Raw genomic sequence first — 25,703 nt, forward strand, 5'->3', positions numbered from 1 at the left:
CTCCGGAAGGCTTTTATGGGGTGATCGGTATTCAATAGCCTGCCTCAGCCGACGGCTACCGCAACTACGGCGCGCCCCACCGCAAGTGCGGCACCGGCCAGCGGGCTCAAGCGGCCAAGCTGCGGCGAGCGGCCGCGAAATGCTTCTGCATCGTGCGCTCGGTAATACCCACGCGCCCGCCGTGGTAGGTCATGACGGTCTGGATGATCGCCGCGTCACTGTCGAACTGGCTGTAACGCTGGCCACCGGGCGAGCTGCCGCGCAGCGCCGTCAGCAGGCCGCCGATGATGTTCAACAGTGCGGAGCGGCCGCGATCACTGAGTTCCTCGCCGGGCGGCGGCATGCGCCTGACCTCGGCCAGACTACGTTTGAGCAGGGTGTTGCGCCCCTTCAACTGCGCTGCTTTTTCAGAGCACATGTCGAGCTGCACTTTCAGTGCCGTGTGATTAGCGGACATCTCCTGCAACGCCGCCCAACTCAGGCCACGGCGTTCGGCCGGGCCATACAGGAAACGCGGTTTTTCTTCCGGGTAGTTCTGCTGCATCCACGCCTTCAGATGCACCTCGCAGACGCTCAGGCCCGGGTCATCGAGTAGGCTCATGTCCTGGCAAGTGACGCCGTGTTTGCCGAAGGGCAGATCACCATTGTGCAGCCCGCAGTAAAGGCGCTCGCTATTCAAATACAGCGTTGGCCAGCGTGGGAAGTCATCCTGGGTCGGGCGCAGACGGCTACCGAGTTGGGCCAGGATCAAGGGTTCGAAGCGGTGCAGGTTGCTCCAGCGGATCGCCGCTTCAATCGGGTGGTAATAGGCTTTGATTAACGGAGTAGGTAGTTTTCGCATGATCAATACCTTGCATGAAAAGTGAAGTCATCAATCAATTCCTAGTTTGGGCGGCCATGCTGACAATGAAATAAACGAGGCGTGTGCCAGCAGCCGTCGCGGGTAGCATCCAACGAAACGGTGGAGTTTGGGGGGCGAAATACCGGCCAACGCCAAATACGCGCCCGGTAGACATGCCCGAAGAGCCGATGCCCCTGGCGGCAACTGGAAGTGCAGGTCTTCCACACGGCAGCGCATGGAAAAATTGCCGTAGGACCATACCGACGCTAACCGCGAATCCGCGCCGATGCGTGGCAGTGACCAGGACGCAACATCGTCTGACGGGGAGCACGGGAATGAGGCAAGAGAATAGGGTGACGACTCCATTCGGCACCCTAGGAGAAGAACGAAAACGGGCGCGGTGCCTGGCTGAACCGCGGCGCGCCCGTCAGTCGGGGGCTCAAGGTCTGGTGGGACAATCGGGGGCAGATTAGGGCGTTACGGACCACAGCATCAGGCGGGTCGCTGTTGCGGTCAGTTCAAGATCGTCCTTACCGTTTAGGATGCGTGTGAACGCCCCCCACTGAGGGTCGAAATATTCCCGGAAATCGTCGCCGCCGAGCTCGTTGCGGGCCAACGCCCACCAGTCGTCGAACGCGTCGATATCGGGATTGCAGCCGACCGCGTAGGCAATCACTTTTTGGCGTCCATCGGCTTGGCGCTCGCCCCGCTCGGCGAGCCAGTAGACACCTTGGTCCTTGACCAAAATGATGCAGCATTGATTGGCGATGGCCTCTACCAGCACCGGCTTCAGATCGCTGCCTTTGAAGAACAATGACATGGAGGTCTCCTTGCAACAGCGGGACCTCCTACCGCAAGGGTGGGCGTCCCTTGGGATGACGGAAGGATGAAGGTATGAGGCGGCCGATACGCCATTGACGCACCGCGGTCTTGAAGGCTTTGACCGCCTGGGACGTTGCTGGCGATGCCAGCGAACATGGCGGCAGCGTGGCTGGGGTGAGTGGCAGCTGGCATCCGTTAAACCGCATCAGGGACCTACCTGGTTATGGCCGTCATACTCCTCCAGCAAAAACACAGCGGTGGCTCCGGGCCGCTTCGGTGAAGATACAGAGGTCAATCCGTCACCGATGGCGTAGGACGACAGCAGGTAGCCGCTGAGTGCTACGCCTGCATCGTTTTAGCATCGATGCGCTTCGTCGGGCAAAATAGCCGGATGCCATGGCCAGCGTCACAATCATGCCAGTGAAGAGTGGCTTGGGAGATCGGGCGGCTCGCGAAGGTATATCCAACCTACTAAAGGCTTCATGGGTCGCTGACAAATAACTACGTCACTTCCTATTTGCGATCCCATCTGGCAATGAGCTAAGAGCAAATTAGTCGTTTTTTCTCTCGATATTGTTTTCGCTGTATGGTCAATCTGCCATCGCTCGCGCCGCGTTTTGCCGCAATTGGTCTAAGTAGTTCGCCCATTGTTGAGCTGCCTCACGGCGCTGTACTAGCAGTTGAGCGCGCGCGTACACGGCTCCAAGCGCACCTGGCATACGGTGGGATAACGAAAGTTCGAGCACGATTGGATCAATACCCAGGTACTCGTGGGCGATGGTCCTGTAGGTAGCGCGAAAGCCGTGGGCAGTGATGTCGTACTCCGGCCAGATGCGCTGAAAGGACTTGAGCATGGAGGTCGGATTAATGGGACGACCGGGGTAGACCGGCGAGGCGAATACCCATCCTTTGCCTTCTTCGTCCACCACGCGGGTTTTACTTAGCGCACGTAACAGATCCAGGGCTTGCACGGGCAACGGCACGATGTGCTTGCTCTTGTCCAGGTGCTGGGTCTTGCTCACGACGTAACGCCAATCGGCACCGACCAGATCGACGTCTTCCCAGCGCATCTGCGCCAGTTCGCCAGGGCGGACGGGCAACAAGACCAGCAGCCGCATCGCGGTGGCAACGCTGCCGTCGTTACAATTATCCAGCCGCAACAAAAACCTGCCCAGGTCCGCTGGCCTTTCGATTGCGGGGTTGCTGGTCACGACATGACGGATCTTCAATTCCTCAATGTTGCTCAGCGCCACGTTGCGCTCCACCCAGCCTCGACCTTCGGCAAAACCCAGGATGGAACGGATGATGGTGCGTACGCGCCGAGCCATGGCCATGATGCGCTGGCGGCGCAGCTCCGTGATAATTGTGGTGATGTGTTCCAGCTTGATCTCGCTGACCGGTGTATTGCCGATGTTAGGCAAGATGTGGTTATTCAGCGCGCCACTAAACCCTGAGATGGACTTGGTGACCAGTTCGGCAGACTTAAATGCTAGCCACTGCTTGGCCACATACTCGAAGGTGCGCTCTTCGTTGAGCAGCTGTGCCTCGATCTTCGCGATCTTGGCCTTGAGCGGAGCGATATGGTTCGCCACGTCGCGGCGTGCGCTGCGGGCAATGTCGCGTGCTTCCTTCAGGCCGATGTCGGGGTAGGCACCGATCGAGAAACGGTTCTCCTTGCCATGCAGCCGATACTTCAAGCGCCAGAACTTGGAAGGAGGTTTTCCTGCCTTGCTCGACGCCCTTACCTCCAAGTAAAGGCCAGGGACATCGCCATCGGCATGCTTGCCGGGTTCGGTCAGCGAGCGGATGAAGGCATCGCTGAGTTTTCGTCTGAAGACAGGAGCGTTGTCTGTGGGCATAAGTGGGGGCAACGTTTTTTATAAACTAAAATTTTGCCCCCAATTATGCCCCCATGCGCTCTGGAATCCAGTGGAACTGGACGGACGGGGCTGGACTGAACTTCGCCATAACCTAATGTTAATAAAGGCTTTTTGGACTTTAGTGGAATTCCATTACAAGCTATCGGGGTCCCCAAAAAACATCTGAATCCGCGACCGCAACCACCGCTCCCCCGGATCATTATCCTGCGACCCACGCCACGCCATATGCAGCTCAAACGAACGCACCGGCAGCGGCGGGTCTTCAGCTCGCAACCCCCCCGCCGAGGTCAGCGCCTCTGCCGCGTAATCCGGTACGGTGGCGAGGATGTCGGTGCCTGCCAGTAACGTGCCCAGCCCATTGAACTGCGGCACGGCCAGCACGACGTGGCGTTTGCGATCGAGCTTTTCCAGCTCTTCGTCGATAAACCCGCTCAGGTCACCGGCAAACGATACCAAGGCATGCGGGCGGGCGCAGAAGTCGTCCAGGCTCAGTGGGCCGGGTACGCTGTCGGCGCGCAGCAGTTTCGGCAGGCTGCGGCGCAGGACCTTGCGCTTGGCATTAGCCGGCAGGTCGGCGGTGTAGCTGACGCCGATGGATATTTCGCCGGAGGCCAGCAAGCCGGGCATCAGGATGTAGTTGACGCGACGCACCACCAGCACGATGCCGGGGGCTTCGGCGCGCAGGCGTTTGAGCAATTGCGGCAGCAGGGCGAATTCCACGTCATCGGACAGGCCGATACGGAATACCGCAGTGCTGGTAGCTGGATCGAATTCGGCGGCGCGGCTGACGGCGGTGGAAATCGAGTCCAGGGCCGGGGAGAGCAGGGCGAAGATTTCCACGGCGCGGGCCGTTGGTTCCATGCTGCGCCCGGTGCGTACGAACAGCGGGTCGTCAAACAGCCCGCGCAGGCGTGACAAGGCCGCGCTGATGGCCGGCTGGCCGAGAAACAGTTTCTCGGCGGCGCGGGTCACGCTGCGCTCGTGCATCAAGGTTTCGAATACGATCAAGAGGTTAAGGTCGACACGACGCAGGTCGTTACGGTTCATCTTGTGTCCTGGAAGAGTCAGCGAACTTGACGAGAGCGGCCATATCCAGAACCTCCAAGGTTCCGTTCAGAAGCATGACCGGCATGAATCTTACGGGGAAAGGCTGGTACTCTGCACAAGATAATTGAGTTTTCCTACGATAGCTGAGGTCTATGCCTCACATGCGGAATCAATGACAGACATGTCGACTATTAATGGCGACCGGTGGTCTTACCGGGAAAGCCCAGATAGAGTTCATGGCATTAGAGGTTACTTTGACGAGGTTTGCGATGTCCCGCACGATTCGTTTTCACAAGTTTGGTCCGGCCGAGGTGCTCAAATGCGAAGAGCATGCAACCGCGCAGCCCGCACCGGGCGAAGTGCAGGTGCGTGTCGACGCGATTGGTATCAGCTGGTACGACGTTTTGTGGCGCCAGAACCTGGCGTCGTCCCATGCACGCCTGCCGTCTGGCCTGGGTCATGAAATGGCCGGCGTGGTTGTCGCCCTGGGCGACGGCGTGGATGACTTGGCGGTGGGCGACAAGGTCGCCAGTTTTCCTGCCGAAAGTCCTAACGATTACCCGGTGTATGGCGAGCAGATCGTCCTGCCCCGTTCGGCCCTGACCCGTTACCCGGATGTCTTGAGCCCCATTGAAGCGAGTGTGCATTACACGCCGCTGCTGATTGCCTACTTTGCCTACATGGACCTGGCGCGGGTCAAGCCTGGGCAATTTGCTCTGGTGACCGATGCCAGCCACTGCGCCGGGCCTTCGTTCGTGCAGTTGGGCAAAGCCTTGGGGGTACGGGTGATTGCCGCGACCAAAGACAGCGCGGAGCGTGAATACCTGCTGTCGCTGGGGGCGGAAAAGGTCATCGTCACCGAAGAGCAGGACCTGCTCATGCAAATCAACAAAATCACGGGTGACCGTGGCGTCGATGTTGTGTTCGACGGCCTGGGCGGGCCGCAGATGTCGCTGCTCGGTGACGTGCTGGCGCCGCGTGGCAGCCTGGTGTTGTATGGCCTGCAAGGCGGTAACCAGACACCTTTTCCGGCCTGCGCCGCGTTCCAGAAGAATATTCAGTTTTTCGTGCATTGCATCGGCAACTTCACCGGCAAGCCGGAGTTGGGCATCATTCAGGACCAGGTTGCGTTGCAGCGCGCCTTGCGGGATATCAACCAACTGACTGCCGACCGGGTACTGGTGCCGTTGAAAACCACGGTGTTTCCGTTCAGTCAATTCGTCGAAGCCCACCGCTATATGGACGAATGCCCGTGCCGCGAACGAGTTGCGTTGCAGGTTGAAGCTGTTTGAGCTGTAGGAGTATTCGCAAATGAATACTCCAGCGTCTGCGCGAATGCAGCAGATGCGCCATTTGTCATGGCTTGACCCACGAAAGGGTTGAGCCACTCCGGGGGCGTTGCGCCCTGCAAACAATACCTTTGGCCCTTATGCCGCCCTGAAATCCAGCGCGGCGCTGTTGTGTGGGCGTCACTGAAGTTCGCGCCGCAGATCATCTGAACTGCTTTCCTGCGCGGTTCTGTATCTATTAATCATTAGTTGAGTGCCGATAATTGCGGCTTAACCATCATCTCAAGGATTGAGCAATGATCAGCTGCCCGACATTACTGTCTTGCATCAGTAAACTAACGAGGCGTTACCTTGCCCGTCGAAAAAAACGTTCGAAACATCCCTTCTTCTTGCAAGAAGCCAGATTAAGTGGGTGATTTATTATTTGTCGGAGGTTTCGCTAATTAATTAGTTAACGCGCTGTAGGATAGTGTCGGAACATTCCTAGGAGCTGCCACTTGAGCACACGCGACTGCGGGTTAGCGCGTCTGTCTGTGGGATGGGTTGCCCGCGACTCAGGTGTCCGCTCCGGTAATTTTGTTGCAGGCTGCTAATGTTTAATCATTCTTATGCCCTGTCGCGCAAGACAGACCTACAGATGTAATGGTCAGGCAACCACGTCGCAGAGTTGCTTGAAACTGATATTTCAACTCAGGTAGTAGAACAATGAGCGCAATTCACGAACAAGCCATGAACTATGTTTATCAGCAAGTTCTACAACGTTTGATGGGGCACTTCACGCGCGCCGAACGGACTGCACTTCAATTGTTGATCCAGCGAATCGTGGTGGCGGCAGGCGGCATGGAACATGTGGGTAACTATAAAGTATTGATCGCCCACGGCGGCGGCGAAGTCAGCAGTTATACGTTGGCGCTGCTGCGCGCGGCGCAGTTGAGCATCGCCGGCCGTACGCCCAAGACCTTTCACCTGCGCGTGGCGACGCTGCGGCATGCAGGGATGACCCAGGCCACACTGGGCAGGCTGAATGAGGGCTATAGCGCGCTGTTTTTTCACGATGACCCTCGGGTGGAGGTGCTGATGGTGGAAAATCAGGAGGTGCAGCCTTTCAATCATCAGCGGCCCGCTTCCAGCGCCGGCCGTGAGGTCAACCAACGCGACCGGCTAATGATCGGGCACCTGACGTCCGGGGACGTGCGTGCCACGCTGTGCACTGACACTTACCTGGCTCTGGGGGATTTCTACCAGCGTGTGAGCACGTGGAACGGCGGCGTGCATGCGCTGGTCAGCGGCGATTCTGCGCGCAAGCAAAGCCAATACCTGGCCTGGCTGAAGCGTTCGGCCCTGGCTGCGGGTGTCGCTGTCCCGCCGCGCCGGCCCGCGTCGCTCAACATTCTGTTTGCGCGCATGGAAGAATGGAGTACCGGTTGCTACCGTGACCTCTACGGCGAGCAATACGTGGAGGCCCAGAGCCCGGGGCGTGGCGGGCACCGCCATGTGGCTTATATCGGGGTTGCCGACCTGCTCGATGAGGTCGACGTTGCCGCGTCACCGCTGCTCACCGAGTTCCTGGCCCACAAACCGGACCCGTTCGACTTTCACTTCAGTCATCCTGACTATCCCAACCCGTTGCTCATGGCGCATCTGCACGGGTTGCAGGCCCAATGCCTGCGGGAGCTGTCCTACGGCGAAGGCGTCGAGGCTTTTGTGCGGCAGGCGAGGGACGCGATGAGCCGTCGACACATTCCAGACACCTTGATCGACGCATTGGGCGGCCACGATGGGCGCATATTGTCGACGACCTATGCCCAGGAATTCTTCGGCCTGGACGAGGGCCAGTTGACTTGCCTGTTGTTCTCGCCCTTCATCCATCATGGCGAGCGCCTGGAGGGTTACCTGCGCCAATGCCACCCCGGCATGCTGGTGGGGCTTCCCGAGTTGCACAAGGCGCTGCAGGGCAAGCCCGCCGCAGAGATGCTGCAGCAGTGGCTGATTGACACCAGTGGCCTGCCATTGCCTCTGTTACAAAACCTGTACCGCAAGCGTCCTCAGCAGGCGGGTCGTGGTACCCAGGCGCGCAAACGGCGTGGGGCGCAGGCGCAGATTGCGCAAGTGTCGGGGCGTTAGCCGCGTGCCTGTGCGTGCGAACCCGGGCGGGCGCTCATGAAACTGCGCGGGGAGCGGCAAGCGGATTTTGCCTACCAGGCGGTGTATCGCTACATGATCAACCTGATCAACGAAGTCAGCCTGGAAAAACCGGTAAAGCTGCCGTCCCTGCGGCAGTTGTCGACCCGCTTGAAGGTGTCGATCTCGACGATCCAGTACGCCTACTCGATATTGGAAAAGGAAGGGCGGATCTACTCGGTGGCCAAGTCCGGCTACTTTGCCTGGCCGGTGGCCGCCAACGCGCCAGTGGCCACGAGTGGGGACTTGCTTGAGCGCCTTTACGCGGCAGCGCGGCGGCCTGGCATGGTGGTACTCAGTGGCGACGAACCGGCGCTGCTGGGCTCACTCGATGGTGCGTTGCTTTCACTGGAGCGCCAACTGATCCGCCGCTATCCGCACCACCTGCAAACCCACTCGCAACCCTGCGGCGTCTGGGAGCTGCGCGCGGCGCTGGCGGCACGTTATACCTCATCGCCCACGCGCTGCTGGCAGGCGGATGAGGTGTATATCGGCGCCGACGTGCGTGGCGTCCTGGAGATCCTGATTGACGCCCTGGGCCTCAAGGGCAGCGTGGTGGTGGCCGAATCACCCTGCGATTACCTGGTCTTGCGCCTGTTGCAGGGGGCCGGCGTGCGGGTAATCGAATTGCCCTGGCTCGCCGACGGCCGCTTCGATCTGAGCACCTTTGAACATCTGCTCAGCCACGAGCCGGTGCACCTGGTGGTACTGTCATCGGCAGTGAGCATGCCGTCGGGCAGCGTGTTGTCGGTTCAGGAGCGCATGCAGGTAGCGCAGTTGCTGGACCGATTCGGCTGCTGGCTGCTGGAGAATGACACCTTTGGCGAACTGAGCTTCGCACCGTCCTCCGTGCCCCTGCGGCACCTGGTCGACCCTGAACGGCTGATAGTGTTCTCCTCGTTCGAGAAGATCCTTGGCCCGGAAGCACCGTTTGGTTTTGTACTGTCGCGCCAGCTGAGCCTCGAGCTGCAGCGTCAGTTTTTATTGCGTGCATTCCGGTTGTCGTCGATTCGTCAGCGCGCCATTGCCCGCTTGTACGAAAGCGGACGGTATGACCAACATGTGCAGACGTTACGCCAGCGCCTGCGTGAGCAGGCACAGGCCATGAGCCTGCGCCTGGATGCACGTCTGGAGGGGCGGGTGAGCTATCGGATGCCCGGCGCCGGCGCGAGTTTCTGGCTGCAGTCGACGGCGGCAGTGGACATGCGCCATGTGTTCCAGCGCATGGTCACGCAGCAGGTGGTGATCGCTCCCGGTGAGCTGTTCAGTCTCAGCGGTCTGCATCACCAGCATATGCGCCTGGGGCATGCGTTCAGCGGGCATCCGAACCTGGACATCGCCTTGGACGCATTGGCCGAGGTACTGCAGCAGGCGCAAATTTGACGCGTATGAAATTTCTGTATTAGTTGTTGGATCGATACCGTCGCGCCGTAGTCCAAGTCACCGTAAACTGTCATTTTTCCGAATCCTTATTTTTCTCGAGGTTTATGCATGACTATCAGTCCTTTTGCGGGCAAGCCGGCGCCAGCCCAGTTGCTGGTGGACATCCCGCGACTGGTCACGGCCTATTACACCGGCCAGCCTGATGCAGCGATCTCCACCCAGCGCGTGGCCTTTGGTACCTCCGGGCACCGTGGCAGCTCGTTCGAGCTGAGCTTCAACGAATGGCATGTGCTCGCGATCAGCCAGGCCATCTGCCTGTACCGCCAGGCCCAGGGCATCGACGGCCCGTTGTTTGTCGGCCTGGACACCCACGCACTGTCGACGCCGGCCGGCGCCAGCGCGCTGGAAGTGCTCGCCGCCAATGGCGTGCACGTGATGCTCGCCGAGGGCGACGAATACACACCCACGCCGGCAATTTCCCACGCGATCATCTGCTACAACCGTGGCCGCACCAGCGGGCTGGCGGACGGTATCGTCATCACGCCGTCCCACAACCCGCCGCAAAGTGGTGGCTACAAGTACAACCCGCCTAACGGTGGCCCGGCCGACACCCACGTCACCAAGTGGATCGAAGCCAAGGCCAACGAGCTGCTGGCCAACAAGCTTGCCGGGGTCAAGCGCATCACCCATGCCCAGGCGCTGAAGGCCGATACCACGCACCGGCATGATTACCTCAACAGCTACGTGGCCGACCTGGTCAATGTGATCGACATGGACGCCATCCGCAGCGCCGGCCTGCGCCTGGGCGTCGACCCGCTGGGCGGAGCAGGGGTGCGCTACTGGTCGGCGATCGCCGAGCACTACCGGCTGAACCTGGAGGTGGTCAACACCGAAGTCGACGCTACCTTCCGCTTCATGAGCGTCGACTGGGACGGCCAGATCCGCATGGACCCGTCTTCCAGCTACGCCATGCAAGGCCTGATCGGCCTCAAGGAGCGCTTCGATGTGGCGTTTGCCTGCGACCCGGACCACGACCGTCACGGTATCGTGACCCCGTCCGGCGGGCTGTTGGCGCCGAATAACTACCTGGCGGTGTCCATCGATTATCTGTTCCAGAACCGTCCTGACTGGCGCGCCGATGCGGCGGTGGGCAAAACCGTGGTCAGCAGTGGCCTGATTGATCGCGTCGCCGCGCGCATCGGTCGGCGTTTGTACGAAGTGCCGGTGGGCTTCAAATGGTTTGCTGACGGTTTGTTTGATGGTTCGCTGGGGTTTGGTGGCGAAGAAAGCGCCGGGGCTTCGTTCCTGCGCAAGGACGGTACGGTCTGGAGCACCGACAAGGACGGTCTGATCCCCGCCTTGCTCGCCGCCGAAATGACCTCGCGCAAAGGCCAGGACCCGAGCCAGATCTATCGCGGCCTGACCGACGCCCTCGGCGAACCCTTCGCCATCCGTGTTGATGCCAAGGCCACGCCAGCGCAAAAAGCCCTGCTGGGCAAACTGTCGCCAGAGCAGGTGACGTCCACGCAATTGGCCGGCGAAAGCATCCAGCAGATCCTTAGCCATGCGCCGGGTAACAACCAGGCGATCGGCGGCTTGAAAGTGATGACCGAAAACGGCTGGTTCGCCGCCCGTCCATCGGGCACCGAGGACATCTACAAGATCTACGCCGAGAGCTTTATCGGCGAGGATCACCTCAAGCAGCTGGTGGAAGAGGCTCAGGTACTGGTAGACGGAGCAATCTCCCAGTAACTGACACCCTGAGATCTAATGTGGGAGGGGGCTTGCCCTAATGCCAGTCAGTTAAGGCTTTTTGTAGGAACGAGGCGGGCGGCTAGCCCTTGCTCGCGAAAAACTCACAGGCACCGCGTTCATTCAGAAAGCACGCGTTATCGTTGACGTTTTTCGCGAGCAAGCTCGCTCCTACAGACGGTGGTGTACGCTTAACTGACTGGCATCCAACAAGGCTTGAGATCAGGCGAGATCGACCAACACAATCTCGCTGTCTTCAATCGCCGTCACCCGCAACACCTGCTCATCCGCAACCGCTACCCCGTCTCGAGCCTGCGCACGCAAGCCGTTGACTTCAATCGTCCCCGTTGCCGGCACCAGGTACGCCCGGCGCCCGCTGTCCAGCCGATACTCGGCACTTTCCCCAGCCTTCAGATTGGCCGCCACCAGGCGTGCATCGGCACGAATGCGCAGGCTTTGCGTGTCTCCGGCCTTGCCGCTGGCCAGGGTCACGAAGCCTTCGCGCGCACCCTGTGGGAACGGCCTGGCGCCCCAGGAGGGCGGCAGGCCGGCCTCATTCGGGATGATCCAGATCTGGAAGATCTTGGTCGGCGTGGCTTCCAGGTTGTATTCGCTGTGAGCGATCCCGGTGCCAGCGCTCATCACCTGTACGTCGCCAGCCTCGGTACGGCCCTTGTTGCCCAGGTTGTCGGCATGACTGATCGCGCCTTCACGCACGTAGGTGATGATTTCCATGTCGCGGTGTGCGTGCTGCGGGAAGCCGCTGCCCGGCGCAATGATGTCGTCGTTCCACACCCGCAGGTTGCCCCAGTGCATACGCTCGGGGTCATGGTATTCGGCAAATGAAAAGTGATGATGGGCGTCGAGCCAGCCATGGTGGGCGCCGCCCAGGGTGTTGAAGGGTCGAAGTTCAAGCATGATCGTCTCCTGTGGATAGCCCTATGGTCCATCAGTGCATGATCGATAAAAAGCGTAAAAAATGCCTGATTCCTATCTGTTTATTTGATGTTTATCTCAGGTATCAACTTTCACTTCATCGCCTAACCGCATGAGATCAAAGCATTTGGCTGGAACTGAGCGGCAATTCCGGCGACCATGGCGCACTGTAAAAACCTAGCTCATCGCAGGAGTCCGCGTGCCGCACCCACAGCCTGATCTGCCCCCTGAACTGCGCCCCCTGGCTGAAATGCCGCTACTGAAACGGCTTGCCGCGCGCCTGTTCGGCCATGGCCTCACGCGTTTGCGCGCTCAGCACCGGTTTTCGTGGTTGCATGGCCAGGCCGACGGTTTTCGCAGCGGGCATGAAGCCGGGGTGGAATATGGTTACCGCGAGGGCAAGGCAGACGGGTTGGAGGAGGGCCGGCAAGTCCTGCTGATCCGCGATTTCCGGTCGGATGAACCCCGTGCGCCAGGTATTGATGACAGCCTGTTCGATGACTGGCGATTGCCGCTCACCGCTGACATAAAAAAGCGCATCAAGGCCGACGTCGCACGTTTGCTGCCGGCACACGCCCAGCCCAGTGCGGCGCAGTGGAAGATGATCTTCAGCGACACGCCGTCCACTTCGGTGATTGCCGGTGCCGGCGCGGGCAAGTCGACCTCGCTGGTGCTGCGCATCCTGTTGCTCACCCATTACCTGGGCTTCGAGTTGAGTTCGATGACCGTGGTGACGTTTACCCGCGAATCGCGCAAAGACTTCATCGAAAAGCTCATGCACATTCTCAGCTTATGGGGCCAACCCCTTGACCATAAAGAGGCCCAGGCGGTGGTGCGCACCTTTCACTCACGCATCCTGCCGATGGTGCGCAGCCTGCCGGGCTTTGAGCGACTGCAAGCCTTCGAGAACCTCAGCGCCGGGTTCGAGGATGCCGACAGCAACCCGTTCGACCTGCGCATCAACGACGCCCAGCGCCAGCAGATGAACGCGTGTTACCACCGCTTGCACGGCCGCCATGCGCGTTTTCGCGAGTTGATCGCACCGCTGGCACGCCATGGGCTGCAGCTTAAGGAACTGGAGCGTGATCATCCCGATGTGCAGAAGCGCGTGGCGGTCACGGAATTGGCGGCCAAGCGTGACGAAGAACTCTGTGACGTCATCGAGGACCTGTGGTTTCGTGCTGGCGCCTGGCCCATCAAGGGCATCGAACCGAGCCGGCAAACGTTTGAAATCAATGGCGCGCAGTTTCATTGCCATGGCTATATCCCTGAACTGGACGCCTGGGTAGTGCTGGGCTTCGATTCGCGGGAAAACCCCCAGATCAGCCGGCCAAATGCCAAGCTGTCCGTGCGCGCAGAGTGGGCGGTAAAGCGCACGCTGTTTCAAGCTTTCTGTCGTAAACCATTGATATGGATAGAAAGCTATGACTCTTCAAAACGATTGTTAAGTGGCCTGGCGGGCGATGCCACGGCCGGGCCCGGGTTTGATTACAAGGTCAAGGGCGAGCTTGCCTCGGCGCCGCTCCTGGACAGCTTTGTCATGGCCGCCGGCTTTATCGAGAACCTCGGGTTGGATGTGCCCACCGCCGTGGGCCGGATGAGCTTCGCCAAAGACGATCCGGACCGCTTGTTCTTCGAGGCCCTGGGTATTTTCTGGAAAGCCCTGGAAGACCACTTGCTTGAGCAATCGCCGCCGATCATGACCTACAACCGCATGTTTTCGTTGTTTGGCGAAAACACCCCGGAGAACCTCAAGCTGCTCAGCGACGCGCTGCTGCGGCCGATGTCGCACCTGATGATCGACGAGTTCCAGGACGTGTCGCCGCAGATCGTCTCGTGGATCCGCGCCAGCCTGCGTGAAATCCGCAGCCGTGGCCCGGCCATGCACGTGGGTCGCGGGGCGCAGCGTTCATCGTTGCTGTGCGTAGGGGATGACTGGCAGTCCATCTATGGCTGGCGCGGTAGCTCGCCCAAGTACTTCATGGAATTCAACAAGGAGTTCACCTCGCCGAGCACCACCCGCGTCATGCTGAGTGAGAATTACCGTAGCCACCAACACATCATCGACGCTGCCGAGCACATCGTACGCAGTGCCCCGGCCATTCCCGGCAAGAAGGCGAAGGCCGCTGGCGAGCCCAGGCCCTTGGTGCCCGTGGTGGTGCTGGAGCGCGACGACGCGGCGTTGGCCCGGCAGTTGAGCGAGCACTATCAGCAAGGCGACACAGTATTAATGCTGTATCGAAAAAGCAGCGATAAACTGTTGATACAAGAGCATATTCAGGCGGTAGTTAATCTGGATTCGAGTTTGCCACCGCAGGCGCGCAGGCTGAAACAGCTGACCTACCACAGCGCCAAGGGCCTGCAGGCGGATGCGGTGTTTCTACTCGGGGACTGCCAACACCTGACCAGCTCGCCTTACAAGAACCAGGTCTACCGCATGGCGGGCCTGGGCAGGGACGGCGACAGCGAGGCGTACGACAACGCCCAAAAAGACGAAGTGCTGCGCCTGGCCTACGTCGGCATCACTCGAGCGGTCAGCCACTGTCATTGGTATGTGGAAAAGGCGGAAGGCCAAGCGGTGAATGTGCCAAAGGCGTCGGAGCGAGTAGACGGCAGGAAAGCATTCTTCGACGATCAACGCGGTTAATCGGCATGAAGGCGATCTAAATGTGGAGGGGGCTTGCCCCCGATTGCGGTGTGTCATTCGACCTTGTAATGACTGACCCAACGCTATCGGGGCATGGGTATCTACACAACTTTGGTATGGCCCTGAACCTGTGGCGGCTCGGGACCCGAAGCCTCTCTAACTGATGCCCCGCGTTCCAAATGTGGGAGGGGGCTTGCCCCCGATGGCGGCCTGACAGCCGACCAGGATGTTGGATCAAGGCGAGTACATATCCGTTGCTGCGGTAACGGCGGCTTAGGGTTCCGCCCTTACGGCGTCTCACTTTTGAAAAGCGCAAAAGTAAGCAAAACGCTCTTGCCCCACCACTCGGCACCTCGCCTAGGCTCGGTGTGCCCGTAATCCGACAGTGATTTGGGGGGCCGCCGCCACGCGCCATCCATGGCGCGGGGCGGCTAAACCGGCATCCCTGCCGGTTTACCCCCCAAATCACTATCGGATTCCGGCCAGCGTGGTTTAACGGGGCGCCCAGATCAAGAGCAAGATCAAGAGCGGCTCGCTTCGCATCGTGGTTACCGTGGGCTGCTACAAAGTTGTGTAGATACCTATGGCTATCGGGGGCAAGCCCCCTCCCACAGTTGGATCTCACTGGTTTGGGGCAATCGTTCAGGCCCGCAACGACAGAGGCGGCACAAAACACTCCAGCTCAGCCTCCACCGCCTCGATGATGCGCTCCACGTCAGCGGCGTTCATCACCGTAGCGCAGGGAATGCCAGCGATCGCGATCAGCGTCTCGCCGCTGGCCCGGTCGAACAGGCGGGCAACCATGCTGCCGGGGGCGTCCATGCTCCCTTCGAAGCCCATCGGATGAAAATGCCAGCGCATCAGTTGACAGGCGTTGGGGAATGTCACTTTGTTCATGTTGCCTACCTTGTTCATTGAGCGCTTCCTTTAGCTCGCGGCAGGGGCCAGGACCTTCACTAGTCATGGCATCGAACCCTCAAAATAGCATTCGTTCGCAAGCACGGCGCGACTTTTTCAGGCCCGTTCGGCGGTTCTTTGAACGGACATTGACCTGGATCATGTCCCAAACCCCAGGGTGTCCAGGTCATGCCCCAATGTGTGGATAAACAACGAGCGTATGTCCCGGTAAAAAGGGGACAGCGGAGTCTATTACTTACAAGTAGTGGCTCTTTAATGTCGCTAATGACACCGTGACAATATATTGGATCCATTAAATACGGCGCTCAACTAGAGCTGCTTATGGGTATTTAATATTTAAATATCACTTTGGGCTATTTGGTCGTTCAAATACAACCGTCCCCAACAAACGCGGCGCGCGACTTCTCCAAGTTGCCTGCGGGTCAGCTTTTCGCTGCTGAAATATGTGTAGACGAAAGATTTCAAATTGTGTCAGTTTTCTTACGCCTTCAAAAGAGGTGAGTGATAGGACTATCCTCGCCCGCGAGGTTCCTATCGAACAAAGACTGATGCACTTGCAAACAAGGAAGTACGTTTATGTCAAAAGTAAAAGACAAGGCTATTGTATCTGCCGCGCAAGCCAGCACTGCTTACTCGCAAATCGATAGCTTCAGCCATTTGTATGACCGTGGCGGCAACCTGACGGTCAATGGCAAACCGTCCTACAGCGTGGACCAGGCAGCGACCCAGCTGCTGCGGGATGGCGCCGCCTACCGGGACTTTGATGGCAACGGCAAGATCGATCTGACCTACACCTTCCTCACCTCGGCATCCTCGAGCACCATGAACAAACATGGCATCTCGGGCTTCAGCCAATTCAACGCCCAGCAGAAAGCACAGGCCGCACTGGCCATGCAATCCTGGTCGGATGTTGCCAACGTGACCTTTACCGAAAAGGCTTCCGGTGGCGACGCACACATGACCTTCGGCAACTACAGCGGCGGCCAGGATGGCGCGGCGGCTTTCGCCTACCTGCCCGGCACCGGTGCAGGCTACGACGGCACCTCGTGGTACCTGACCAACAACAGCTACACGCCGAACAAGACCCCGGACCTGAACAACTATGGCCGGCAGACCCTGACTCACGAAATCGGCCACACCCTGGGCCTGGCTCACCCTGGCGACTACAACGCCGGGAATGGCAACCCGACCTATAACGACGCGACCTATGGACAGGACACGCGTGGCTATAGCGTCATGAGTTACTGGAGCGAGAGCAACACCAACCAGAACTTCAGCAAAGGCGGAGTGGAGGCTTACGCTTCCGGTCCGCTGATCGACGATATTGCCGCGATCCAGAAGCTCTACGGTGCCAACCTCAATACCCGCGCCGGTGACACCACCTACGGTTTCAACTCCAACACCGGGCGTGATTTCCTCAGCGCCACATCCAATGCCGACAAGCTGGTGTTCTCGGTATGGGACGGTGGTGGCAATGACACCCTGGACTTCTCCGGCTTCACGCAAAACCAGAAGATCAACCTCAATGCAGCCTCGTTCTCCGATGTCGGCGGCTTGGTGGGCAACGTTTCCATCGCCAAGGGCGTGACGGTCGAGAACGCCTTCGGTGGCGCGGGCAACGACCTGATCATTGGTAACCAGGCCGCCAACCTCATCAAGGGCGGGGCCGGCAACGACCTCATCTACGGTGGTGGCGGTGCGGACCAACTGTGGGGCGGCGCCGGCAGCGACACCTTTGTGTTCGGTGCCGTGTCCGATTCCAAACCAGGGGCGGCGGACAAGATCTTTGACTTCACCTCAGGTTCGGACAAGATCGACCTGTCCGGTATCACCAAAGGTGCGGGCGTGAGCTTCGTCAACGCGTTTACCGGGCATGCCGGCGACGCGGTGCTGTCCTACGCATCAGGTACTAACCTGGGTACGTTGGCCGTTGACTTCTCCGGGCACGGCGTGGCGGATTTCCTCGTCACCACCGTTGGCCAGGCGGCTGCCAGCGACATCGTGGCGTGATGTAAAGCGCGGCGCTCCGGCGCCGCGTTCCAGGATGGAGCCAGGCAATGCAGCGTTTTTCCAAAGGGGTCACCCTATTGATCGTGTCGGCAGGAGCCCATGCAATGGCGAGCAGTCTTGTTTTACCCACTACCGCACAGTTGGCGGGGCATTGGCAGTTGCACCAGGATGACCAGGTGTGTGCGCTGGACCTGCTCGAACAGCCCAACAGCCTGGGGGGCGATGTGGCGTGTGTCGCGCAATGGCTGGGGGATAAACCACTGACGTGGTCGCCGACGCCGGACGGCATCTGGCTGATGAATGCCGAAGGCAGTGGCATTACGCACTTGAATCGTCAGAAGGAAGGCGAATATCAGGCACGCACTAAATCTGGAGCCGTCGTGGTGCTGCAACGTACACCTTAGTTTCAGGTTATAAGCTTATAACTTCATTTGTTAGTTGGCCGCCCGCTATTCAGGGGTAGGGCAACTAGTGCGTGTACTTTGGGTTCATGGAAGATAAGAAGATATGGCCAAGCCCCATACCGTTGCACCCTTGTTCAAGGCGCTGGGTGAATACAAGAGCATCTTGATCAGCGTTGGCTGTTTTACCGCGTTGATTAACCTGTTGATGCTGGTGCCCTCGATTTACATGCTGCAAGTGTACGACCGCGTGCTGTCCTCCCAGAATGAAACCACCCTGGTGATGTTGACGTTGATGGTCGTGGGATTCTTTGCGTTTATAGGCCTGCTGGAAGTTATCCGCAGTTTTATCGTGATCCGCATCGGCGCCCAGTTGGAGCGGCGGTTCAACTTGCGCGTGTACAAAGCCGCATTCGAACGCAACCTGCAACGCGGCCAGGGACACGCCGGGCAGTCCCTGGGCGACTTGACCCATATTCGCCAGTTCATCACCGGGCCCGCGTTATTCGCATTTTTCGATGCGCCGTGGTTTCCCATCTACCTGTTTGTGATTTTCCTGTTCAACCTGTGGCTCGGCGTGTTGGCCACGGCCGGCGCGGTGCTGTTGATTGCACTGGCCTGCCTCAACGAATACCTGACCAAAAAGCCCCTGGGCGAAGCCAGCGGTTATTCCCAACAGTCGACTCAGTTGGCCACCAGCCATTTGCACAATGCCGAAACCATCCAGGCCATGGGCATGCTCGGCGCGCTGCGCCAGCGCTGGTTCGCGGTGCATTCGCAGTTCCTCGGCTTGCAGAACAAGGCCAGCGACACCGGTTCGGTGATCACCTCCCTTAGCAAATCCCTGCGCCTTTGCCTGCAATCCTTGGTGCTGGGCCTCGGTGCGCTGCTGGTGATCAAGGGCGAGATGACCGCCGGGATGATGATCGCCGGCTCCATCCTGATGGGCCGGGTACTCAGCCCCATCGACCAGTTGATCGCGGTGTGGAAGCAGTGGAGCTCGGCCAAGCTGGCCTACCAGCGCCTCGACGAGCTGCTGCGCGAATTCCCGCCGCAGGCCGAGCAGATGGCCTTGCCGGCGCCCAACGGCCAGGTGAGCTTCGAACAAGTCAGCGCCGGCCCGCCGGGTCGGCGCCTGACGACCCTGCACCACGTCAACTTCAACCTCGGCGCCGGTGAAGTGCTGGGCGTGCTCGGCGCCTCGGGTTCCGGTAAATCCACCCTGGCCCGCGTGCTGGTAGGCGTGTGGCCGACGCTGGCCGGCACCGTGCGCCTGGACTGCGCGGATATTCACCGCTGGGACCGCGACGACCTCGGCCCGCATATCGGCTACTTGCCACAGGATATCGAACTGTTCAGCGGCAGCATCGCCGACAACATCGCGCGCTTTCGCCAAGCCGACCCGCAGCTTGTGGTGAAGGCGGCGCAACAGGCCGGGGTGCACGAGTTGATCCTGCGCCTGCCCCAAGGCTACGACACCCTGCTGGGCGACAACGGCGGTGGCCTGTCCGGCGGGCAGAAGCAACGCGTGGCCCTGGCCCGCGCACTGTATGGCGGCCCGCGGCTGATCGTGTTGGATGAGCCCAACTCCAATCTCGACACCGTTGGCGAAGCGGCGTTGGCCAGCGCCATTGTGCAGATGAAGGCCCAGGGCAGCAGCGTGGTGCTGGTGACGCATCGTTCCTCCGCATTGGCCCAGGCTGACAAGTTGCTGATCCTCAACGAAGGTCAATTGCAGGCCTTCGGACCCAGCCAGGAAGTGCTGCGCGCGTTGTCCGGGCAGCAGGAAGCACCGAAGGAAAAACCCGGCGGTAGGAGCGAGCTTGCTCGCGAAAGTCGTCAACGATGACGCGCTCCGATTGGATACACACGGTGCATTTGGGTTTTTCGCGAGCAAGCTCGCTCCTACATGTTTTGCGTCAAGCAGTAAGGATACTTGCATGATTTACGAACAACACGACGCACGTTTCTTCGTCCGCATGGGCTGGCTGCTGACCGTGGTCGGCGCCGGTGGTTTTTTCCTCTGGGCCAGCCTGGCGCCGCTGGATCAAGGCATCCCGGTGCAAGGCACGGTGGTGGTGTCGGGCAAGCGCAAGGCCGTGCAAACCCTCAGCCCCGGCGTGGTCAGCCGGATTCTGGTGCGCGAAGGCGAGGTGGTGAAGCAGGGCCAGCCGCTGTTTCGCCTTGACCAGACCCAGCACCAGGCCGACGTGCAGTCGCTGCAAGCCCAGTACCGCATGGCCTGGGCCAGCGCCGCGCGCTGGCAGAGCGAACGTGACAACCTGCCGGGCGTGCGCTTTCCGGCCGAACTGAGCGCCAACCCCGACCCGGCCCTGGCGCTGGTGCTCGAAGGCCAACGCCAACTGTTCAGCAGTCGGCGCGAAGCCTTTGCCCGTGAGCAGGCCGGCATCCGTGCAAGCATCGACGGCGCCACCTCGCAGTTGGGCGGCATGCGCCGCGCCCGCAGCGACCTGAGCGCCCAGGCGCAATCCCTGCGTGAGCAACTGAGCAACCTGCAACCCCTGGCCGACAATGGCTACATCCCGCGCAACCGCCTGATGGATTACCAGCGCCAGTTGTCCCAGGTGCAGCAGGACCTGGCGCAAAACGCCGGTGAGACCGGCCGCGTCGAGCAGGGCATTGTCGAATCGCGCCTCAAGTTGCAGCAGCACAGCGAGGAATATCAAAAGGAAGTGCGCAGCCAACTGGCCGATGCGCAACTGCGCAGCCTGACCCTGGAGCAGCAACTGACCTCCGCCGGGTTCGACCTGCAGCACAGCGAAATCAACGCGCCGGCCGATGGCATCGCGGTCAACCTCAGCGTACACACCGAAGGCGCCGTGGTGCGGGCCGGTGAAACCCTGCTGGAGATCGTGCCCCAGGGCACGCGCCTGGAAGTGGAAGGGCACTTGCCGGTGCATCTGGTGGACAAGGTCGGCACGCACCTGCCGGTGGACATCCTCTTCACCGCCTTCAACCAGAGCCGCACCCCACGGGTGCCGGGGGAGGTGAGCCTGATTTCCGCCGACCAGATGCTCGATGAAAAGACCGGCGCCCCCTATTACGTGCTGCGCACCACGGTCAGCGAGGCAGCGCTGGAAAAACTCCACGGCCTGGTGATCAAGCCGGGGATGCCCGCCGAGATGTTCGTGCGCACCGGCGAGCGCTCGTTGCTCAATTACCTGTTCAAGCCGCTGCTCGATCGCGCCGGCTCCGCGTTGACCGAGGAATGAGCATGAAACCTGTGTTCATCGCCTTGCTGTTCAGCTGCGCCAGCGCGCACGCCGCCATGGGCCCGTTCGATGTGTACGAGCAAGCCCTGCGCAATGACCCGGTGTTCCTCGGCGCGATCAAGGAGCGCGACGCCGGCCTGGAAAACCGCACCATCGGCCGCGCCGGCTTGTTGCCCAAGCTGTCGTACAACTACAACAAGGGCCGCAACAATTCCGAAGCGCACCTGCCCGATGGGCGTGGTGGCAGCTACCGCGACGATCGCAACTACAACAGCTACGGCTCCACCTTCAGCCTGCAACAGCCGCTGTTCGACTACGAAGCCTATGCCAACTACCGCAAGGGCGTGGCCCAGGCGCTGTTTGCCGATGAAAGCTTCCGCGACAAAAGCCAGGCGCTGCTGGTGCGGGTGTTGAGCTACTACACCCAGGCGCTGTTCGCCCAGGACCAGATCGACATCGCCCGCGCCAAGAAAAAGGCTTTCGAGCAACAGTTCCAGCAGAACCAGCACCTGTTCCAGCAAGGCGAGGGCACCCGCACCGATATTCTCGAGGCGGAATCGCGTTATGAGCTGGCCACCGCCGAAGAAATCCAGGCCATGGACGAGCAGGATGCGTCGTTGCGCGAGCTGGGCGCGTTGATCGGCGTGCAAAGCGTCAACATCAACGACCTGGCACCGCTGAACCAGGGCTTTGCCGCGTTCACCCTGACCCCGGCCAACTATGACACCTGGCATGAATTGGCGATCAGCAACAACCCGACACTCGCCTCCCAGCGCCAGGCCCTGGAAGTGGCGCGCTATGAAGTGGAGCGCAACCGCGCCGGGCATTTGCCCAAGGTCACTGCGTACGCCAGTTCGCGCAAGCAGGAGTCCGACAGCGGCAACACTTACAACCAGCGCTACGACACCAACACCATCGGCGTCGAAGTCAGCGTGCCGCTGTATGCCGGTGGTGCTGTCTCGGCGTCCACGCGCCAGGCCAGCCGCGCCATGGAACAGGCCGAGTACGAGCTGGAAGGCAAGACCCGCGAAACCCTGATCGAACTGCGCCGCCAGTTCAGCGCGTGCCTGTCCGGGGTGAGCAAGCTGCGCGCCTATCAAAAAGCGCTGACTTCCGCCGAGGCGCTGGTGGTGTCGACCAAGCACAGCATCCTCGGCGGCGAGCGGGTCAACCTCGATGCATTGAATGCCGAGCAGCAGCTCTACAGCACCCGCCGCGACCTCGCCCAGGCGCGGTACGACTACCTGATGGCCTGGACCAAATTGCACTACTACGCGGGCAACTTGCGTGACACCGACCTGGCCAAGGTGGATGAAGCCTTCGGCCCGGAGAGAAAGCTGTAGGCGCGTGAATAACAATAAACAGGAGTGTACGGATGATCACGGATTCACCACGTTTCAAACCTTTCACCGCAGGCTCATTGCTGCTGTTGTCCGTTGCGGCACAGGCGCAATACGCCGAAACCGGCCAGCCGGGTGATCCCGCCAGCTGGCGTTCCGCCGAGTACCAGAGCGACTGGGGCCTGGGGCGCATGAAGGCGGATGAAGCCTATGCCGCCGGGATCAGCGGCAATGGCGTGAAAATCGGTGCGCTGGACTCCGGTTTCGATACCCATCACCCCGAAGCGGCCAAAGACCGTTTCCACCCGGTCACCGCCAGCGGCACCTACGTCGATGGCAGCGCCTTCAGCACCACCGGCGCGCTCAACCCGAACAACGACTCCCACGGCACCCACGTCACCGGCACCATGGGCGCGGCCCGCGACGGCGTGGGCATGCACGGCGTGGCGTACAACGCGCTGGTGTATGTCGGCAACACCAACGCCAACGACAGCTTCCTGTTTGGCCCCACCCCGGACCCCAAGTATTTCAAGGCGGTGTACACCGCTCTGGTGGATTCCGGCGTGCGCGCCATCAACAACAGCTGGGGCAGCCAGCCCAAGGACGTCAGCTACCAGACCCTGGACGACCTGCACGCGGCCTACGCCCAGCACTACAACCGCGGCACCTGGCTGGACGCGGCGGCGGACGTGGCCAAGGCCGGCGTGATCAACGTGTTCAGCGCCGGCAACAGCGGTTACGCGAACGCCAGCGTGCGCTCGGCTTTGCCCTACTTTCAGCCGGAACTGGAAGGCCACTGGCTGGCGGTGTCGGGGCTGGATAGGGCCAACAACCAGAAGTACAACAAGTGCGGCATCGCCAAATACTGGTGTATTTCCACGCCAGGTGCGCTGATCAACAGCACCATCCCGGACGGCGGTTATGGCGTGAAATCCGGCACCTCGATGTCGGCGCCCCATGCCACGGGCGCATTGGCGCTGGTGATGGAACGCTATCCCTACATGACCAACGAGCAGGCGCTGCAGGTGCTGTTGACCACCGCCACCCAGCTCGACGGCTCGATCACCCAGGCGCCCAACGCCATCGTCGGCTGGGGCGTACCGGACCTGGGCCGGGCGATGCACGGGCCGGGGCAGTTGCTCGGTGCGATGGACGTGAACCTGGCAGCCGGGCAGGGCGATGTGTGGAGCAACGGCATGTCTGACCAGGCATTGCTCCAGCGTCAGGCAGAAGACCGCGCCGAGCACAGTGCCTGGCAGCAGACCCTGCTCGATAAGGGTTGGCAAAACGGCGTGGGTGCCACGGCCAGCCAGCAGGACCAGACCGACTACGCCGTTGGCAACGCGCGCGATCAAGCTGCAGCGAATCGCGTGTACGAAGGCAGCCTGATCAAATCCGGCGCGGGTAGCCTGGTGCTCAGCGGCGACAGCACCTATCGCGGCGCGACCACCGTCAACGGCGGCCTGCTGGCCGTGAACGGCTCGTTGACCTCGGCCGTCACCGTCAATAACAGCGCCACCTTGGGCGGCTCCGGGCGTATCGGCGCGCTGTCGGTCAACAACGGCGGGCGTGTCGCGCCGGGCAATTCAGTGGGCACGTTGCAGGTGGCGGGGGATGTGAACCTGGGCGCAGGCTCTACCTACGCGGTCGAACTGACCCCGACCAGCAGCGACCGCATTGTCGCCGGCGGCAAGGCCGTGCTCGGCGGCGGTACAGTGACCCTGGCCCTGGAAAACAGCCCGACGCTATTGAGCCAGAGCCAGGCCCAGAGCCTGATCGGTCGCCAATACTCGATCCTTGAAGCGGCCGGCGGTATCCAGGGCCAGTTCGGCCAAGTGCTGCCGAACTACCTGTTCCTCGGCGGCACCCTCGACTATGCCGCCAACGGCGTGCAACTGGCGGTCGGGCGCAATGACGCCAGCTTTGCCAGTGTCGGCGCCACCCGAAACCAGCGCGCCGTCGCCACGGCCGCCGAGCAACTGGGCGCCGGCAACCCGGTGTATGAAAGTCTGCTGCAGTCGGACTCGATTGCCACGGCGCAACAGGGCTTGCAGCAGCTGTCCGGTGAAATCTACCCGGCCGTGGGCGCGATGTTGATCAACGACAGCCGCCAACTGCGTGACGCGGTAGGCGAACGTCTGCGCCATGTGCCGGTGGCCGGTGAAAGCAACCTGTGGCTCAAGGCCCTGGGCGCCTGGGGCAAGTCGGACACTCGCAGTGAAACGGCAGGCGCCACCACCTCCATCGGCGGCTTGCTGGCCGGGGTCGACGGCGCACTCGACGAACAGACCCGCATCGGCGTGGTCGCCGGCTACAGCGACAGCTCCTTGAGCCTGGGCAGCGGCACGCACTCATCGGCGTCCATCGACAGCTACCACTTCGGCGCCTATGCCGGGCGCGAACTGGGCGCCTGGCGGGTGAGCGTCGGCGGTGCCTACAGCTGGCATCGCGGCGATGTGAAACGTGACCTGCAATACGGCGAGGTCAGCGGCAAGCAGAAAACCAAGCTGGATGCGCGCACCGCGCAGTTGTTCACCGAAGCCGCCTACCGCATTCACCTGCAACCACTGGCACTGGAGCCGTTTGCCAACCTGGCCTACGTGCACCTGGACAGTGAGTCGTTCCACGAAAAAGGCGCCGCAGCGGCCCTGGAACGTGGCAGTGATCGACGTGATGCCGTGCTCGGCACCCTGGGGCTGCGGGCGTTGAAAAGCCTGGCGTTGAACGACCACCAGCAGCTTGATCTGTCGGGTTCCCTGGGCTGGCAACACAGCCTCACCGCCGTCGAATCCGAAGAACACTTGGCGTTTGTCGCAGGTGGCCCTTCATTCGCCGTGCGCAGCGCGCCGTTGCTGCGCGATGCGGCCCTGGTGGGCGTGCAGGCGAGCCTGGCGCTGAGCCCGTCGACGCGGGTCAACCTGGATTACAACGGCCAATTGGGTGGACGCGAGAAAACCCAGGGCGTGGGGCTGAGCCTGGACTGGCAGTTCTAGGGAAGGGCACCGCAGTTCAACTGTGGGAGG

17 protein-coding genes are annotated in these 25,703 nt (G+C 60.9%); 11 read left to right on the forward strand and 6 right to left on the reverse strand.

Annotated elements, in window-relative coordinates:
* Positions 1-106: 106 nt before the first annotated feature.
* The 4 genes from C4J85_RS13640 to C4J85_RS13655 form a co-directional block, all read right to left on the reverse strand.
* Positions 107-841 carry a hypothetical protein gene (locus C4J85_RS13640; RefSeq protein WP_124409904.1) on the reverse strand — a complete coding sequence of 245 codons (735 nt, stop codon included), beginning with the start codon at positions 839-841 and terminating at the stop codon, positions 107-109.
* A gap of 469 nt (positions 842-1,310) precedes the next feature.
* The gene (locus C4J85_RS13645) at positions 1,311-1,661 is read right to left on the reverse strand and encodes a DUF3085 domain-containing protein (RefSeq protein WP_124409905.1); all 351 of its coding nucleotides are present in this window, start codon (positions 1,659-1,661) and stop codon (positions 1,311-1,313) included.
* Between the two features lie 592 nt (positions 1,662-2,253).
* Positions 2,254-3,522 carry an integrase arm-type DNA-binding domain-containing protein gene (locus C4J85_RS13650; protein ID WP_124409906.1) on the reverse strand — a complete coding sequence of 423 codons (1,269 nt, stop codon included), beginning with the start codon at positions 3,520-3,522 and terminating at the stop codon, positions 2,254-2,256.
* A 153-nt stretch (positions 3,523-3,675) separates the two neighbouring features.
* Entirely contained in the window at positions 3,676-4,590 is a 915-nt protein-coding gene (locus C4J85_RS13655) for a LysR family transcriptional regulator (protein WP_124367023.1), read from the reverse strand.
* A gap of 269 nt (positions 4,591-4,859) precedes the next feature.
* On the opposite strand from C4J85_RS13655, the gene C4J85_RS13660 reads away from it, so the two are divergent.
* The 4 genes from C4J85_RS13660 (at position 4,860) to pgm (ending at position 11,195) form a co-directional block, all read left to right on the forward strand.
* Complete coding sequence (locus tag C4J85_RS13660) at positions 4,860-5,882, forward strand: zinc-dependent alcohol dehydrogenase family protein (protein ID WP_124362828.1); 1,023 nt, start codon at positions 4,860-4,862, stop codon at positions 5,880-5,882.
* A gap of 702 nt (positions 5,883-6,584) precedes the next feature.
* A complete protein-coding gene (locus C4J85_RS13665) occupies positions 6,585-8,003 on the forward strand; it encodes a hypothetical protein (protein WP_124409907.1) in 1,419 nt (472 codons plus the stop codon).
* Positions 8,004-8,039: 36 nt separating this feature from the next.
* Positions 8,040-9,443, forward strand: a complete 1,404-nt coding sequence (locus C4J85_RS13670) for a PLP-dependent aminotransferase family protein (protein ID WP_124409908.1) — start codon at positions 8,040-8,042, stop codon at positions 9,441-9,443.
* 108 nt (positions 9,444-9,551) lie between these two features.
* Positions 9,552-11,195, forward strand: a complete 1,644-nt coding sequence (gene pgm, locus C4J85_RS13675; protein WP_124362831.1) for a phosphoglucomutase (alpha-D-glucose-1,6-bisphosphate-dependent) — start codon at positions 9,552-9,554, stop codon at positions 11,193-11,195.
* A gap of 222 nt (positions 11,196-11,417) precedes the next feature.
* Here pgm and C4J85_RS13680 read toward each other — a convergent pair whose 3' ends face one another.
* A complete protein-coding gene (locus tag C4J85_RS13680) occupies positions 11,418-12,113 on the reverse strand; it encodes a pirin family protein (RefSeq protein WP_124362832.1) in 696 nt (231 codons plus the stop codon).
* A gap of 217 nt (positions 12,114-12,330) precedes the next feature.
* Between C4J85_RS13680 and C4J85_RS13685 the strand changes: the two genes are divergently transcribed.
* Positions 12,331-14,778, forward strand: coding sequence for a UvrD-helicase domain-containing protein (locus C4J85_RS13685; RefSeq protein WP_124409909.1), 2,448 nt, complete (start codon positions 12,331-12,333; stop codon positions 14,776-14,778).
* A 642-nt stretch (positions 14,779-15,420) separates the two neighbouring features.
* Here the strand turns inward: C4J85_RS13685 and C4J85_RS13690 are convergent.
* Positions 15,421-15,693: a DUF1652 domain-containing protein gene (locus C4J85_RS13690; protein ID WP_124367027.1), complete on the reverse strand. Its 273-nt coding sequence runs from the start codon at positions 15,691-15,693 to the stop codon at positions 15,421-15,423.
* Positions 15,694-16,272: 579 nt separating this feature from the next.
* On the opposite strand from C4J85_RS13690, the gene C4J85_RS13695 reads away from it, so the two are divergent.
* From C4J85_RS13695 to C4J85_RS13720, 6 genes are all read left to right on the forward strand, one after another.
* Positions 16,273-17,706 (forward strand): serralysin family metalloprotease, encoded by a 1,434-nt coding sequence (locus C4J85_RS13695; RefSeq protein WP_124362836.1) that lies wholly within the window; start codon positions 16,273-16,275, stop codon positions 17,704-17,706.
* A gap of 47 nt (positions 17,707-17,753) precedes the next feature.
* Complete coding sequence (locus tag C4J85_RS13700; protein ID WP_124367029.1) at positions 17,754-18,110, forward strand: protease inhibitor Inh/omp19 family protein; 357 nt, start codon at positions 17,754-17,756, stop codon at positions 18,108-18,110.
* A 103-nt stretch (positions 18,111-18,213) separates the two neighbouring features.
* A complete protein-coding gene (locus tag C4J85_RS13705) occupies positions 18,214-19,956 on the forward strand; it encodes a type I secretion system permease/ATPase (RefSeq protein ID WP_124409910.1) in 1,743 nt (580 codons plus the stop codon).
* 91 nt (positions 19,957-20,047) lie between these two features.
* Positions 20,048-21,340, forward strand: coding sequence for an HlyD family type I secretion periplasmic adaptor subunit (locus C4J85_RS13710; protein ID WP_124409911.1), 1,293 nt, complete (start codon positions 20,048-20,050; stop codon positions 21,338-21,340).
* A gap of 2 nt (positions 21,341-21,342) precedes the next feature.
* A complete protein-coding gene (locus tag C4J85_RS13715) occupies positions 21,343-22,683 on the forward strand; it encodes a TolC family outer membrane protein (RefSeq protein ID WP_124409912.1) in 1,341 nt (446 codons plus the stop codon).
* 32 nt (positions 22,684-22,715) lie between these two features.
* On the forward strand, positions 22,716-25,673 hold the full coding sequence (locus C4J85_RS13720) for an autotransporter serine protease (RefSeq protein ID WP_124409913.1): 2,958 nt from the start codon (positions 22,716-22,718) through the stop codon (positions 25,671-25,673).
* The last annotated feature ends 30 nt before the right edge of the window (positions 25,674-25,703 follow it).

Origin of the sequence: Pseudomonas sp. R4-34-07 (genome assembly GCF_003852375.1) — a bacterium.
In the GTDB taxonomy this organism is placed as follows: domain Bacteria; phylum Pseudomonadota; class Gammaproteobacteria; order Pseudomonadales; family Pseudomonadaceae; genus Aquipseudomonas.